Annotated in this window: 15 protein-coding genes; 9 read left to right on the top strand and 6 right to left on the bottom strand. The window is 44.0% G+C overall.

Annotated features, from left to right (window positions below; all coding sequences use genetic code 11):
• Positions 1-10: 10 nt before the first annotated feature.
• From ACHUFI_RS05190 to pspF, 6 genes are all read right to left on the bottom strand, one after another.
• Positions 11-793 (bottom strand): peptide ABC transporter ATP-binding protein, encoded by a 783-nt coding sequence (locus tag ACHUFI_RS05190; protein ID WP_394247291.1) that lies wholly within the window; start codon positions 791-793, stop codon positions 11-13.
• Positions 790-1791, bottom strand: coding sequence for a peptide ABC transporter ATP-binding protein (locus ACHUFI_RS05185; protein ID WP_394247290.1), 1002 nt, complete (start codon positions 1789-1791; stop codon positions 790-792). The genes ACHUFI_RS05190 and ACHUFI_RS05185 overlap by 4 nt, the downstream gene beginning before the upstream one ends.
• Positions 1791-2678, bottom strand: coding sequence for an ABC transporter permease subunit (locus ACHUFI_RS05180; protein ID WP_394247289.1), 888 nt, complete (start codon positions 2676-2678; stop codon positions 1791-1793). The genes ACHUFI_RS05185 and ACHUFI_RS05180 overlap by 1 nt, the downstream gene beginning before the upstream one ends.
• A complete protein-coding gene (locus tag ACHUFI_RS05175) occupies positions 2665-3627 on the bottom strand; it encodes an ABC transporter permease (protein WP_394247288.1) in 963 nt (320 codons plus the stop codon). The genes ACHUFI_RS05180 and ACHUFI_RS05175 overlap by 14 nt, the downstream gene beginning before the upstream one ends.
• Positions 3627-5249, bottom strand: coding sequence for an ABC transporter substrate-binding protein SapA (sapA, locus tag ACHUFI_RS05170; protein WP_394247287.1), 1623 nt, complete (start codon positions 5247-5249; stop codon positions 3627-3629). Before sapA ends, ACHUFI_RS05175 begins: the two co-directional genes overlap by 1 nt.
• Before the next feature lie 102 nt (positions 5250-5351).
• A complete protein-coding gene (gene pspF / locus ACHUFI_RS05165; RefSeq protein ID WP_394247286.1) occupies positions 5352-6356 on the bottom strand; it encodes a phage shock protein operon transcriptional activator in 1005 nt (334 codons plus the stop codon).
• Between the two features lie 180 nt (positions 6357-6536).
• On the opposite strand from pspF, the gene pspA reads away from it, so the two are divergent.
• The 9 genes from pspA to ACHUFI_RS05120 all read left to right on the top strand — a co-directional run bounded on the left by pspA (position 6537) and on the right by ACHUFI_RS05120 (position 15937).
• Positions 6537-7208 carry a phage shock protein PspA gene (gene pspA / locus ACHUFI_RS05160; protein WP_394247285.1) on the top strand — a complete coding sequence of 224 codons (672 nt, stop codon included), beginning with the start codon at positions 6537-6539 and terminating at the stop codon, positions 7206-7208.
• Between the two features lie 13 nt (positions 7209-7221).
• On the top strand, positions 7222-7455 hold the full coding sequence (gene pspB / locus ACHUFI_RS05155) for an envelope stress response membrane protein PspB (RefSeq protein ID WP_394247284.1): 234 nt from the start codon (positions 7222-7224) through the stop codon (positions 7453-7455).
• Positions 7448-7834, top strand: coding sequence for an envelope stress response membrane protein PspC (gene pspC, locus ACHUFI_RS05150; protein WP_394247283.1), 387 nt, complete (start codon positions 7448-7450; stop codon positions 7832-7834). Before pspB ends, pspC begins: the two co-directional genes overlap by 8 nt.
• A 155-nt stretch (positions 7835-7989) precedes the next feature.
• Entirely contained in the window at positions 7990-9024 is a 1035-nt protein-coding gene (locus ACHUFI_RS05145) for an efflux RND transporter periplasmic adaptor subunit (RefSeq protein ID WP_394247282.1), read from the top strand.
• A gap of 1 nt (position 9025) precedes the next feature.
• On the top strand, positions 9026-10111 hold the full coding sequence (locus ACHUFI_RS05140; RefSeq protein WP_394247281.1) for an efflux RND transporter periplasmic adaptor subunit: 1086 nt from the start codon (positions 9026-9028) through the stop codon (positions 10109-10111).
• Positions 10104-13199, top strand: coding sequence for an efflux RND transporter permease subunit (locus ACHUFI_RS05135; protein ID WP_394247280.1), 3096 nt, complete (start codon positions 10104-10106; stop codon positions 13197-13199). Before ACHUFI_RS05140 ends, ACHUFI_RS05135 begins: the two co-directional genes overlap by 8 nt.
• Positions 13200-13252: 53 nt before the next feature.
• Complete coding sequence (locus ACHUFI_RS05130; protein ID WP_394247279.1) at positions 13253-13813, top strand: DNA-3-methyladenine glycosylase I; 561 nt, start codon at positions 13253-13255, stop codon at positions 13811-13813.
• 132 nt (positions 13814-13945) lie between these two features.
• On the top strand, positions 13946-15379 hold the full coding sequence (locus ACHUFI_RS05125) for a diguanylate cyclase (protein ID WP_394247278.1): 1434 nt from the start codon (positions 13946-13948) through the stop codon (positions 15377-15379).
• Positions 15380-15478: 99 nt separating this feature from the next.
• The gene (locus ACHUFI_RS05120) at positions 15479-15937 is read left to right on the top strand and encodes a globin family protein (protein ID WP_394247277.1); all 459 of its coding nucleotides are present in this window, start codon (positions 15479-15481) and stop codon (positions 15935-15937) included.
• Positions 15938-15955: the final 18 nt, after the last annotated feature.

Genomic DNA, 15955 nt, shown 5'->3' with positions numbered 1-15955 from the left:
TTCTGCTTATTTAGTGGCATGGCGCTTTAAAGAAATGACTTTCGACAAGCCGCTGCGTGATTTGGTGAGTGGGGTTGGTTAATATTTCTTGGGTATCGCCAGATTCAACGACATTACCTTCATGCATCACCATCACTTTATCTGTTATGTGTTTCACAATGCCGATATGTTGAGATACGTAAACAAACGATACGCCCATTTCTTCTTGCAACTCTAAAAAGAGGTTGATGATCTGAGAACGCATGGCCATGTCTAAGCCGTTCAGAGCTTCGTCTGCGACGATGATCGATGGTTGTAGAATCAGCGCTCTTGCTAAACAAACCCTTTGTTTTTGGCCTGTAGCAAGCATCTGAGGGTAGAAGTATGCATGTTCAGGAAGTAGGCCAACTCGCAGCAATGTTTCCTTAACGCGTTTCATGCGCGCTTCTGGCGGCATACTCGTGTTCCGTTTTAGCGGACCTTCTAGAATTCGACCAATTTGAATACGAGGATTAAGGGATGTATTTGGGTCTTGGAAGATCATTCGAATCAACTTACAGCGAGTTGAGTAATCCTTGTGTTCAAGTTTCTCACCGTTCACTCGAATTTCGCCTGATGTAGGCTCAACCATGCCCGCAAGCATACGAGCCAGTGTTGATTTACCTGAACCGTTCTGGCCGATAAAACCTATGGTTTGCCCGGCTTCTAATGTGAAGTTTACAGGCTTTACGGCTTGATGAACTTTCTTCCGGAAAAGGCCAGAGCGAGTTGTAAACTCTTTTGAAAGTCCACTGACTTCTAATAAAGCACTCATGATTTCTTTCTCTTTTCCATATTGAGCGGGAAGTGGCAGCTAAACTTATGATTTTTAACACGCTTAGCATAAGGAATCTCTACGCATTGCCTTTGAGCGTAAGGGCAGCGAGGACCAAGACGACACCCGATAGGTAGATGCTGTAGCGGAGGAATGGACCCCGGTAACGACTGAAGCTTTTCTTTGTGAGGGATCCAATCACTGAAATCTGGCATCGCTTTTAGCAGTGCAACCGTATAAGGGTGTTTAGGTGCCGCTAAGAGTTTGCTCGTGTCCGCTGATTCAACAGATTGCCCGCAGTACATCACGGTTATACGTGTGGCCCATTGGGTGATAGTGGTTAAGTCGTGTCCAATTAGGACGATAGTCGTGTTGTTCAACTGATTCATACGGCTTAGTAAGCGCAGAATCTGAGACTGTGTAATTGGATCGAGATCGTTGGTTGGCTCATCAGCGATCAACACTTTAGGTTTGGTCGCGATAGCCATCGCAATCATCACTTTCTGGCACTCACCGTCGGTAAGCTCATAAGGGTAGCTTTCCATTAGGCGCGTATGATCTTTAATCCCCACTTTGTGGAGCAGGGCAATGGCTTGTTTTTTACGCCATTTGAAACGTTCCCACCATTTTCCGTCGAATGAGCCGGATGGAATCGATTCAATTAATTGCCGACCAACTTCCTCTGAAGGGTCTAGACAGGTTGATGGCTCTTGGAAAATCATCGCAATATCGCGAGCAATTACTCGTCGACGTTCCCTCGGTGTGAGCTGCAGTAAGTCGATATTACCCAAACGCATTCTATCTGCGGAAACTTTCCAGTTTTCTTTACAGACGCCAACAATGGCTTTGGCCACCAAGCTTTTACCTGAGCCAGATTCGCCTACCAAACCACGGATTTCGCCTTCGGTTAGGGTGATACTCATGCGGTCAACGGCTTTCACTAGCCCTTGAGGGGTTTGGATTTCGATCGTTAGATGTCGAATATCGAGTAAAGGCATTATTCGATCCCCGCGTTAAGCGCTTGGCGAACACCTTCACCAACAAGGTTAATAACGATGACAGTAAACAAAATCGCAAGCCCGGGTAACGTTACAGTCCAAGGTGCTAAATAGATGAGCTCCACAGAGTCTCCAAGAATCGAGCCCCATTCAGTACTCGGTGCTTGAGCGCCAAGTCCTAAAAAGCCTAAAGCGGTAATGTCCAAAATTGCGACGGATAGAGCCAAGGTAATTTCGATAGCAATTACCGTCAAAATATTGGGAAGAATGGAGTTCCAAAGTAAGTAAAAGTTATTCGCACCATCTAAACGGGATGCCAAAATGTAATCTTTTTCTACTTCGGTATGCACTGCGATATAGACTGAACGAACGAAACGCGGAATCAAGGCAAGGCACAGCGCTAGTAAGATATTGAACTCCCCGAAGCCTAAGAAGGCCACGAAAATAATCGCGAGTAATAGAGATGGAATTGACATGACAGTATCAAGTAGGTGATTCAAGGTACTCGAGACTAAACCTTTCGTCATGCCAGCTAAGACGCCGATCAAGCAGCCAATCACCGCAGCAATCGCAGTAATAATAGCGGCTGCACCAAACGTGAGTTGAGAGCCTATGATTAATCGAGAAAGAATATCCCGCCCTAAGTCATCGGTTCCTAAGAAATACTCAACCGTACCGGCAGGGTTCCATGAAGGTGGAATCAAGAGATGACCTGTTTGCTCTTGAGCGTCATGCGGCGCCAGCCATGGTGAAGCAATGGTCACGATGATGATAAGTGCGAGACACCACAACCCAAACATAGCAAGGTTGTTTGCTTTGTAGCTACGCCAAAAACGCTCGAACTGAGTTGGGATTTGTTCTTCTTGGTAAACGTTATTTGTTAGCATACCATTCTTTCCTTACTAACGGATTTACCATGGCGCCGAGCAGATCTGACAAGATGTTTGCCGTCAAAACCAGTGTCGCGACAACCATTACTCCAGCTTGTATTGAAACATAATCTTGATTGGACAGGGCATCAAGTAACCAACGTCCAATACCCGGCCAGTTAAAGATAGACTCTGTAATAATAGCAAGCGTCAACATGCTAGACAGTTGGACACCGACTTTAGGAATAATCGGTGGAATCGCATTTCTAAGTACGTGTTGAGTGACGATTTCATGGGTCGATAAACCTTTAATTCGAGCAGCCCGTATATAGTTTTGTGTCATTACTTCTGCGACAGAAGCTCTCATTAGACGGATGACCTGAGTTGTCGGAGCCAGGGCTAAAACTAAACTCGGTAATACAATATGTTCAATCACACTTTGTAGCGCCTGTGCTCGGTATTTATGATCAGACATGAATGCATCAATGATAGCGAACCCAGTGACATGGTCGATTTCGTATAGCAAGTCGTAGCGTCCACCAACCGGAAAGACTTCAAAGTGCAGTGAAAAGATCATGATCATCAATAGCGCAACCCAAAAAATAGGAGCTGAGTAGCCTGTCATTGATGTAAAAGAAATTACAGTATCAATGAATTTCCCTTGTCGCATACCTGCCAGAGTGCCGACTGGAATACCGATGAACAGCGAGATGAGAAATGCAAAGAAACAAAGCTCTAAAGTGGCAGGGAAAACGACAGCAAGTTCGTCCATTACCGGGATCCCGTTTTTGCTCAGGCCAAAATTGAGTGTTGAAAGTTCACGAATGTAACTTAGCCAACCTGGCCAAAACTCCAGCATTGACCATGGCGAGGTTTGATCAAGGCGAAGCAGTGAAAAGCCAACCATGGTAAGTATGGCAAGCGTAATCACAAATAAATTTATTCTTCGTAAGGTATACCAAAGCATTACTGACTTCTCCTCTCAACAAGATCAAATGGTTGAGAGTTAAATGGGCTCAATCGGAAACCGCTTAATGATTCATGATGGACACGGAATTGAACACCATGAGCTAAAGGAATCACTGGGAACTCTTCATTCAGGATGTTTTGTGCCTGATTGTATAGATTCACACGGTGCCTTTGTTGGTTAATCTCCAACGCTAGGTCTAGTAGGAAATCAAAGTCTGAATTACACCACATCGACACGTTTAACCCTGCTCGGTTTGAACCGCAAGAAAGCAAAGGCCTTAGGAAGTTATCGGGGTCACCTGTATTACCAATCCAACCAGTTAACAGCAAATCAGTATCAGAAATAGAATTGAGCTGGGTGCGATCGAAGCGATCATCGGTTAGCAAAGTAAGTGTAATACCTATATCGGCTAGGTTAGCTTGAATAAGTTCAGCGGTTTTTCGAGGACTAGGGTTATAAGCTCTCGGTTCTAACGGAACCCACATTGAAAGCTCTAAACCCGATTCAATTCCAGCTTCTCTTAGTAGTGCAATCGCGTAGTTACGGTCGTAGCGAACTTGAACACTGTCTTTTTGATAGGCCCAAGAAGTGGGAGGAAGCAAAGTAAAGGCTTCAGTACCGGTGCCGTAATATACGGAATCTAGAATGTTTTGACGGTTGATTGCCAAATTAAGTGCTTTACGAACACGAGAATCACTGAGAGCTGGGTGGTCCGTGTTGATCGCTATGAACGATACGTTTACCGCAGGCGTTGCACTGATCTTAAGTTCTGCTCGTTCTTGAATGATCGGAATTTGGCTCGAAATTGGCGAATTAAGCACATCACACTCATTACGTAAAAGCTTGGCTAACGTACCTGTACCGCGCTGAGAAGTGTCGAAAACCACTTGCTCCATTTTTACGGGGCCACGCCAGTAATCATTATTGCGTCTTAGCCTAACTAGGTCGTTGAGTTGAAACTCACTAAGATAAAAGGGGCCAGTACCAACGGGTTTTGAATCGAGCAATAATTTGTCGTCACTGAGCGTCAGCTGATCTCCATATTCTTTTGAATGGATCACCGCGTAGCTGGTGGCAATATTATTGAGAAAAGAGTTGTCTGGGCGGCTTAATGTAAACTTGACGGTTGAATCGCTAAGCGCTTGAACATCAACGAGCAAATTCTGGAAGTCTATTCCAGCAAACCACGGATACAACCCACCACCAACATAGTGGAATGGGTGGCTACTATCGATGATTCGTCGAAAACTGAATACCACATCGTGCGCGTTGAATTGACGAGTAGGCGTAAACCAATCGGTAGTTTGAAATGAAACGCCTTTGCGTAATTTAAACGTGTACTCCGTACCTAATTTGTTGGTTGTCCAACTTGTCGCCAGATTTGCCACAGGAAGGTAAGTCCCTGGATCAAGCTGAAGTAGGGTGTCGAAGATTTGTGGGCTAAGAGATTCAGATGTCACGCCACTGTCCACAAGTTGTGGGTTGAATGTATAGGGGGAACCCTGACCGCAATATACGAACCCGTTCTTACGGATTTGCTCATGATCGACTTCTTCACCGCAGCCTAATAGCAAGCCGAAAGTGAATAGTCCAAGCGTGAATCTTAACAGTGCTTTCATAGAAAGAAATTGGTTGAGAAACGAGGCTTATTTTTCGCCTCAAGATCCGTGTAATTTACCATTTTATTTATTGTGCTCCAATCACTTATCTATACTGAGCCGCTATTTATCTACTTTTTGTCCGACAATCGAGTATTTACGTACCATCCCACGTAATTGGTGGTAGCTCAGCCCCAATAAGTCAGCGGCTTGTTTTTGGTTATATTTGCTGGCTTCTAACGCTTGAGTTAACAGCCTAATATCTTGCTGCTCTTGCCATGCCTTATAATCGAGAGGTAAATCAAATAGTTCAGAATAAGTATGGTTGTTAGATTCGGGCTTGTCATTATCGGGACTTTGCCAAGGTTGACCAAATGGATCGAAGAGTAACTCGTCGATAGGGTACTCAGATTTACCATGCTGATAGATAGCGCGTTCAATAACGTTTTTGAGTTCGCGAACATTCCCCGGCCATTGGTAGTCCAAAAGTGACTGCTCTGCGTTGTGAGTAAAGCCAACAAATAAATCGAATTCTAACTCTCGGCACATTTTAATCGCGTAATACTCAGCTAGCAGCAAAATGTCTTCTTTTCGCTCTCGCAAGGGAGGTAGCGAGATCACGTCGAACGCTAACCTATCAAGCAAATCTGCTCTAAAGTTGCCTTGTTGTGCCATTTCGGGAAGGTTGGCGTTGGTCGCACAAACTAAGCGAACATTGGCATTCAATACTTTTTGGCCACCAACTCTTTCATATTGGCCATATTCTATGACACGCAAGAGCTTTTCTTGGACTGATAGAGGTGCCGTTGCCAGTTCATCGAGAAAGAGGGTTCCGCCTTCTGCCCGTTCAAACCGCCCTTGGTGACGTCCTTTTGAGCCAGTAAACGATCCGGATTCATGTCCGAATAACTCGGAGTCGATAAGCCCTTCACTTAGGGTGGAGCAATTTAGGGAGATTAACGGCTGATCCCAACGTTTGGAAAGGTAGTGTAATCGTTGCGCAATCAGTTCTTTACCCGTCCCTCGTTCTCCGATGATCAGCACTGGTCGCTCGATAGGTGCAAGGCGCGAAACTTTGTCGAGCACGCTGAGAAAAGAGGGGGATTCTCCGATCAAATTTTGCTGCATGTGATGGCTACCTTAAGAGTGGTGAAAAATACCAAATATTGGTTTTTTTAATCATAACATGTAGGGTGAAAAATAAACAAGGAAATTAAGCTTTTGAAATATAAAGAAAATAAAGTTGGCACGCCTCTTGATATACCTTGTATGGAAATCAAAAAAACTTGTTAATTTAGGAGAGTCATTATGGGTATTTTTTCTCGTTTCGCAGATATCGTAAATTCAAACATCAGCGCATTGCTAGATAAAGCAGAAGATCCTGAAAAAATGATTCGCTTAATCATTCAGGAAATGGAAGACACGTTAGTTGAGGTCCGTACGAATTCAGCGAAAGCTATCGCTGACAAAAAAGAATTGTCTCGCAAAGTTGAGGCAATGGATTCTCAAATTCTCGATTGGCAGCAAAAAGCGACATTGGCGCTAACCAAAGGTCGTGAAGATCTCGCTCGTTCTGCTCTAATAGAAAAACAAAAGCTTGAAGATGTTATTAAAGGTTTGCACACTGAGCTAACGCTAGTGGAAGAAACCATCGAGAAGCTTACTGGCGAGATCGGTAAATTAGAAACCAAAATTGCAGAGACACGTGCAAAGCAGCAATCTCTGGCGATAAGAAACCAAACCGCGACGAATCGCCGTGATGTACAAAAACACCTGCATTCAAGCCGCACTCATGAAGCGATGGCAAAGTTCGAGCAGTACTCTCGTAAGATTGACGAGCTAGAGGCAGAAGCCGATGTGTATTCGAAAACGGGAAATGCCAAGTCACTTGACCAAGAGTTTGCAGAACTTCAAGCACAAGATGAAATCGAACAAGAGCTAGCAAAGCTAAAACAACAAGTTGAAAACCGAGATAAATAATTAGGAGTCATATATGTCAACATTTCTCATCGCTGGGCCATTGATTGCTTTCCTGATATTTGTTGCACCGTTATGGCTTTTCTTGCATTACCGCAGCAAGCGCAAATCAGCCAATGGTTTATCTGATACAGATATGAATCGATTAAACCAGCTCTCTGAGCGCGCAGAATCTATGCAAGCGCGAGTAGTGACTTTAGAAAAGATTCTCGATGCAGAATCCCCAAATTGGAGAAGGAACTATGAGTAGGGAACTATACCGTGACCCGATTAATGGGAAGATCTCTGGGGTATGTGCGGGATTAGCTAACTATTTAGGCTTGGAAGTCTGGCTTGTTCGTATCTTAGTGATATCTGCGGCTTTATTGGGGGGAAGCTTCCTGGTAATTTTGGCGTATGTCGCAATGACATTTATGCTCGAGAAGCAGCCCACCCAATACGTAGAGTCGTTAAAAACTAAGCAAGAGCATAAGCTGAAAAATAAGCCCTGGGAGCAAGGTCAGTCAGCGGAATCTTTGCTTGATACTTTAGAGAGTGATTTTAATAAAATGGAATCAACCGTTCGCTCAATGGAAGCGTACGTCACGTCAGACAGCTTTAAAGTTAACCGAGAGTTCAAAAATATTTAATTGATAACTCAAATAGAAAACATAGCTTGAGTGAATGATTGTTCAAGCTATTATTTTTTATGCTGTTTTTCTCAGATTAAATATAGGTTTTTTCTGGATTCAACCACCTTATTCATCTATGTTATTAGTTAAATTATTGATATGGATGATCTCAAATGCGTAAAGCTGCTGTTGTCTTATTTGCAACCCTAGTTGGGCTATCTGGTTGCGGAAAAGATCTTCCCCCAGTACCTGAACCTGATTCTAGACCCGCCAAGTTATTCACAGTCTCTGTAGGCAACAACTCTTTTGAACGACAATTTCCCGCAACTACAGAAGCCGGTGATAAAGCGGTATTAGCATTTCGAGTGCCTGGGTTACTGCAAAGTATTGATGTAAATGCCGGGCAACTTGTTCAAAAAGGACAGGCGCTAGCCCGATTAAACCCCGACGAATACACTTTGCTTCATAAGCAAGCAAAAGCGAACTTCAAACTGGCTGATGTCCAGTATCAGCGATTCAAAAAGCTGCGTAAAGATCGCGTTGTATCAGAACAAGATTTTGATCAAGCCAAAGCTAACCACAACTCGGCTCTTGCACTTTTGGAGCAAGCGGAAGCGAACCTCAGATACACGACTCTAGTCGCGCCGTATGACGGAACCGTATCTATTATCCCTGCAGAGAACCACGAATACATTAACGCTAAAGAAGGCGTGATGAATATTCAGACGAATCAGGTATTAAAAGTTGTATTTTTACTGCCCGACCAATTGCTTAATCGTTTCTCGTCAGGGGTGGACAGTGAAGCGACCATGACATTTGATTCATTTCCGAGTCGCAGCTTCCCGCTCACTTTCCAAGAAGTTGATACTGAAGCGGATCCAAAAACAGGCTCTTATAAAGTGACAATGGTCATGGAGCGTCCAACCGATGTTGGTATTTTACCGGGTATGGCGGGCAATGTTTTGGTTGTTGCTGCGAAAAGTAGCTCTACCAAAATCCCGACTTCAGCTATTTTTGACGACAACGATAAGACATACGTATGGCGAGTAAACCAAAGTGGCATCGTTGAAAAAGTACAAGTGAATTTGAATGACCAAAGGCAAGTGCAATCCGGTTTGCAAGATGGGGATCAAATAGTGACTTCTGGCGTAAGCGGAATTCAAGCAGGTATTAAGGTTAGAGAGTGGATCAAGGAGCGAGGGTTGTAATATGAAATATGTAAAAACCATTGCCATGCTCTCGTCTCTAGCGGTACTTGCGGGGTGCGGCGAATCTATTCAAGAAGTATCGGATGTTGCTCCAAGAGTTAAAGTTGTCTTACTCGGTGAGCAGTTGATAAAAGATAAGTTGTATTTTCCAGCCGTTGCCAACGCTGCTGAGAAATCTCACTTGAGTTTTCGGGTCGCAGGAGAAATCAATGTGATTAACGTTAAGGAAGGCTCAAGGGTTAAGAAAGGCGATGTCATTGCTGAGATTGACCCTACAGATTACCAACTGGATGTGAATAACGCACAAGCTCGTTACACAGTAATCGATAGCCAATATCGTCGTTCTAGCCCTCTTGTCAAAAAAGGGTTGTTGGCTAAATCGCAGTTTGATGAAATCGCAGCGCAAAGACAAATTGCTTATGCCGAGTTAGAACTTGCAAAGCTCCATCTCTCTTTCACTAAGTTGAAGGCGCCAGTAGACGGAATCATTTCTCGTGTCAGCGCTGATCAGTTTGAAAATATTCAAGTGGGTCAACAAGTCGTGAATATTCACAGCGTTGAGGATGTGGAAGTTCTTATTCAATTACCAGACAGACTGTACGTTAACCAGCCAACGGAAGCTGACTTGTCGAAAGTGGAAGCGGTGGTGCGAGTGCCAAGTGGTAATGAATATCCTGCACAGATCAAAGAGTTCACAACAGAACCAGATCCATCGACAGGCACATTTACCGTGACGTTATCGATGCCGATGCCAGAAACAGAGTATGTATTAGATGGCATGGCGGTAGAAGTAACTAGCAGTGGTGAAGATATTGGTTTGGAATTAAACGCTGGTGTTAGAGTCCCTGTTGAAGCCGTGTTTAATGCCGATGGAGACAAATTGAATAAGTCAGAGTCATTCGTTTGGGTTCTGAACAAAGATAACACTGTCACCAAACAGAAGGTGAAGTTAGGAAAAGCCAGTATCGCAACTTTACAGATCTTAGATGGTTTAAGCGCTGGGCAAAAAGTCGTTACGGCAGGTATCGCGAGGTTAAGGGACGGCATGACAGTCGAAGTATTGTCTCAGGAGACAAGCAATGAGTGAGATGAATAATAAACCTCAAACTGATGATGAGATCACTGGCGTAGCCGCCTATTTCATTCGAAACAAAGTGATCAGTTGGATGCTTTCTCTGATCTTCTTAATTGGTGGTGTTTCTGCTTTTTTCGGGTTAGGGCGCTTAGAAGATCCTGCATTTACGATCAAAGATGCCATGGTTGTGACTAACTATCCTGGTGCAACGCCTCAGCAAGTGGAAGAAGAAGTCACCTATCCACTTGAAAAAGCGATTCAGCAACTGACTTACGTTGATGAAGTTAACTCCATTTCTAGCCGTGGATTATCGCAGATCACCGTCACCATGAAGAATAACTATGGGCCTGATGATCTCCCGCAAATTTGGGATGAACTACGTCGTAAGGTGAACGACCTTCAAGGTCAATTGCCTCCTGGTGTTAATACTCCCACGGTCATTGATGATTTCGGTGATGTTTACGGGATTTTGCTGGCCGTTACAGGGGAAGGATACAGTTATAAAGAGCTTTTAGATTACATTGATTATCTAAGGCGAGAGCTTGAACTGGTTGATGGCGTGAGCAAAGTCTCCGTTTCTGGTGCGCAACAAGAACAAGTCTTTATTGAAATATCAATGAAGCGTATCAGTTCTTTAGGCTTATCACCGAATACCGTTTTTAATCTACTCTCGACTCAAAATGTGGTGTCTGATGCAGGCGCAATCCGAATTGGTGATGAGTATATTCGGATCCACCCTACAGGAGAGTTTAAAGATGTTTCTCAGTTAGGGGATTTGATACTGACAGAGGGCGGAGCACAGGGCCTTATCTATCTTAAAGACGTCGCAGAAGTTAAGCGTGGTTATGTTGAAGTCCCGAGCAACATTATTGGATACAACGGAAAACTTGCGCTTAACGTTGGAGTCTCGTTTGCACAAGGCGTGAACGTTGTTGCCATCGGTGAAATGTTTGATCGTCGACTAGCAGAGCTTAAGTTCCAGCAGCCAGTCGGTGTTGAGATTGCAGAAGTGTATAACCAGCCTAAAGAAGTCGACAAATCAGTGAGTGGGTTTGTGGTGAGTCTAGGACAGGCGGTTGCGATTGTAATTATTGTCCTTCTGTTCTTCATGGGGCTTCGTTCTGGCTTATTGATTGGATTGATCTTGTTACTGACTGTGTTCGGTACTTTCATTTTCATGCAGTATTTTAAGATTGACCTTCAACGGATCTCATTAGGTGCGTTGGTCATTGCACTGGGTATGCTGGTGGATAATGCCATAGTGGTCGTCGAGGGAATTCTCATCGGTACTCAAAAAGGCCGAACGAGGATGCAAGCGGCAACCGATATTGTTACGCAAACCAAGTGGCCTTTACTAGGGGCGACAGTGATTGCCGTTACCGCGTTCGCGCCGATTGGCTTGTCTGAAGATGCGACCGGTGAATACTGTGGAACGTTGTTCACCGTACTACTGATTTCTCTGATGCTGAGTTGGTTTACCGCGATCTCAATCACTCCTTTCTTTGCCGATATGTTCTTTAAAGGGCAGAAGCAGCCTGAAGGAGAAGGTTCAGACCCATACAATGGTATGGTGTTTGTTATATACAAAAACTTCTTAGAATTTTGTATGAACCGAGCATGGCTGACGGTTGTGGTACTAGTCGTAGGCCTTACCGCTAGCTTGTACGGTTTCACACATGTGAAGCAGTCTTTCTTTCCATCTTCTACTACGCCTATTTTCCAAGTGGATGTGTGGATGCCGGAAGGTACCGATATTCGAGCTACGAATACCAAGCTGAAAGTATTGGAAAACTGGTTGTCTGAACAAGAAGAAGTCGAGCATATTACGACGACTGCTGGTAAAGGCCTTCAGCGTTTCATGCTGACTTACGCGCCAGAGAAAAGCTACGCGGCTTATGGCGAGATCACCACTAGGGTCAAGAGCTATGATGGCTTGAAGCCTTTAATGGAGCGATTCCGTACTCATATTGAAGAGACCTTCCCTGAGATTAACTACAAGTTAAAGCAGATTGAACTTGGGCCTGGCGGTGGTGCGAAAATTGAAGCACGTATAGTGGGTTCTGATCCTACGGTTCTTCGAGGTATTGCATCTCAGGTTATGGATATCATGCATGCCGATCCTGGCGCATACAACATTCGTCACGACTGGCGTGAGAGAACGAAAGTCCTTGAACCACAGTTTAATGAAAGCCAAGCGCGTCGTTACGGTATCACTAAATCGGATGTGGACGATTTCCTCGCGATGTCATTTTCAGGTAAATCTGTTGGTGTGTATCGTGATGGTACGACCTTAATGCCGATTGTTGCTCGATTACCAGAAGATGAGCGTATCGACATTCGTAACATTGAAGGGATGAAGATTTGGAGTCCGGCACTTAGCGAGTTTATTCCTTTGCAACAAGTCACTTTGGGCTATGAGATGCAATGGGAGGATCCGCTGATAATTCGTAAAAATCGTAAGCGTATGCTGACTGTTTTTGCGGATCCAGATTTACTGGGTGAAGAGACAGCTTCAACGTTGCAAAAACGTTTGATGCCAGCGATCGAAGCAATTGAAATGCCACCTGGCTACTCATTAGAGTGGGGAGGAGAGTATGAATCGTCGCGTGATGCACAAGCATCACTATTCACGACCATGCCGCTCGGCTATTTGTTTATGTTCTTGATCACTGTGTTCTTGTTTAACTCAGTAAAAGAGCCACTGATCGTTTGGCTGACCGTACCTCTTGCTGTTATTGGTGTAACGACTGGCCTGTTAGCTCTCAATACTCCGTTTGGATTTATGGCACTGTTAGGCTTCTTAAGCTTGTCGGGCATGCTGCTGAAAAACGGTATTGTATTACTGGATCAAATCGAGATTGAGATGCAGTCAGGGAAAGATCCATACGTTGCGGTTGTGGATGCGGCATTAAGTCGTGTGAGACCAGTATGTATGGCAGCGATTACCACTATTTTAGGTATGATCCCGCTGCTTCCTGATATCTTCTTTAAGCCGATGGCAGTAACGATCATGTTTGGTCTAGGATTTGCGACAGTACTTACTTTGATTGTAGTTCCTGTACTTTACCGCTTATTCCACAACATAAAGATTGCGAGATAATCTTAAATATTCAAACAATGCCCCTTAATTGGGGCATTTTTATAGGAATCGATATGACAGATTTGACTTGTGCATGGGCGATGAATCACCCATTGGAGCGGGAGTACCATGACGCAGAGTGGGGTATTCCAGTATACGACGACCAAACACTATTTGAGTTCATTACTCTTGAGGGAGCCCAAGCGGGCTTAAGCTGGATCACCATTTTAAAGAAACGAGAAGGCTATCGGGCAGCATTTCTTAACTATGATATTGCAGCCTTAGCAAAGCTGGATGAGTCCCATGTTGCGAATGTGATTGAGCATTTTGACGTGGTTCGTCATAAAGGAAAAATAGCTTCAGTTTACTCGAATGCGAGAGCGACGATTGCACTTCAGGAAGAGTTTGGTTCATTGTCGAATGCGTTATGGCAATTCGTAGACAACAAGCCAATTATCAATGAGTGGGGAACGATGGAAGATATTCCGGCCTCAACTGAGCTGTCAAAGGAATTGAGTAAATTTCTGAAAAAACGAGGCTTCAAATTTGTGGGTGAAACTATTTGTTACGCCTTCATGCAGGCAGTCGGTATGGTTAACGATCATTTGGTAGCGTGTCCCAAAAGAAATGCATAATTGGTACAAAAAGATGGCTTTGCACTCATTTTTAAACATGAGGTAAAAATGAAGATGCGTCTTGATTGAAGAGGCGCTGATCTGGCTCTATATTCCTTACATAAATTAATGTTTTAATGGAGTAGACTCGCCGTGACGCTATCCCGCTTGACTCAGCTGGCTTCAGCAATGTTATCGGTAGTATTGCTGTGTGGGTTAGTTGTTCAATTTCAACAAATTAAAGCACTATTTGGAAAGTCATCATCTTCACTCTTTGAGGCTACTGTTGACGGTAGCTATCACTTAATTGATCTGTCAGTTAATGACTCAATCCATTACTACCTTAAAGGGATTGCTGAAACGGCTGCTCGGCACTTATTTGAGTCGTCGGCGCTTTCTTCTGCTGACTCCCTTGCTCTGCGCGAAACGCTGTCAAAAATTCAAGTCGGTGAAACTGGATATGCTTACTTTGTTGGGGCGGATAATCGTTTCATCTACCACCCTTATTATGAAGGGGAAAGTGCAGCTGTTACGTTAGATTCTGATGAACTCGCGAACTTTGTTGAGTACTCCTGGCAAAACCCGGACGATGAAGCACCTAAAGCGAAAGTGTCTTATCGAATTCTGCTTGATGATGGCAGTCGTCTTGGCATCTCAGCTTATAAAGATGAACTGCTACAGTTTGTAGATACAGACGCATTAAAAACTCGCTTATTGAAACAGCAGCTTGGTGAAACAACGTCCATTCACATTTTGGACAGAAGTGGGCAGATGATATTTGAAAATGGGCACGTCGGAGTGTTCAAGAACGTGTTCACAAGCCTTGATATGGGTGACCTTATCGAGGACGTTAAGCAGGGTAGCTTCCAAATCCCTTCTCCTCAATTAGGCCTGATACCAGCCGGTATTGATTTTACCTTTAGGCACTACGCGTTCTTAGACTGGGTCATTATTGCCGCTGTAGAAACCAAAGAGCTGACGTACCCGGTTAATCGCTTGATAGTGGCGTTTGCGATTGCGATTTTATGTGCGGTTTCAATTATCTTGGCACTGATCATTCGCTTGTCACGTAAGCACAAGAAAGCGCTCGAACTGCAAAAATTAGACTATTTAACCGGGCTTAGAAATAGGCGAAGTTTTATGGAGTTGGTTGCACCAATATCGTTGCAAGTACCTCGAGCTTCGGACTCATCACTATATTCAGTGATTATGATTGATATTGATTTGTTTAAGGCGATAAACGATAAATATGGCCACGATCACGGAGACTTAGCCATTCATTCATTAGCTCGGGTGTTATTGTCCCATGAGTCTAAAAATATCATTTCAGGTCGATATGGAGGCGAAGAGTTCATCGTCTTTCTTCGAGGAACAACTCAAGAGGAAGCGATCAAGCATGCAGAGTTACTCCGCTCCGAAATAGAAGCGATAAAAGGACTGAAAAATAGCATTACGGCGAGCTTAGGTGTGTATACCTGCTATGAGTTAACTGTGCCTTTTACTCAAGCCGTAACTTATGCCGATTTAGCCCTATATCAAGCAAAAATTAATGGTAGAAACCGGGTAGAGTGCTCTAATCATGCCTAAAGTTCAATTTAGTTTAATATAAACCTAGATGCATTTGTCGGTTGCTGATTTGGCATCTATTCTTCTAATTCATATAGATAGTTAGTGCTAGGAGAGTGTATGCCCGTTACAGTGATTGAGAAGCAGTTGATTCAAGCTAGCTTCGCTAAGGTTGCTCCCATTTCAGATAAAGCCGCAGATATTTTTTATAACAAACTTTTTGAATACGATCCCTCACTTCGACGCTTGTTTAAAGCCGACTTAAGCGATCAAGGCCGAAAGCTGATGGCGACACTTGGCGTTGCCGTAAAAGGGCTAGATGACTTGGATTCGCTTGTGCCTGTATTGCAAGACCTAGCCAAACGTCATGTAAAGTACGGCGTGACGGTCGACGACTATACTCCAGTTGGTAATGCTCTGATTTATACGTTGAAAACGGGGTTAGGCGATGAGTTTGATGAGAGAACGAAGAATGCTTGGATAAAAATCTATCGAGTGATCGCAACCGTGATGAGGCAGGCGGCTTATCCTGACTTTAAAGTGGAAGGTTACCGTAACGATAAGGTTTATGTCCGTTAAAACAAAAAGGCTGGAATG

It is taken from the genome of Vibrio profundi (genome assembly GCF_043642225.1).
In the GTDB taxonomy this organism is placed as follows: domain Bacteria; phylum Pseudomonadota; class Gammaproteobacteria; order Enterobacterales; family Vibrionaceae; genus Vibrio; species Vibrio profundi_A.
This window is presented reverse-complemented; position numbering and strand designations above follow the sequence as displayed.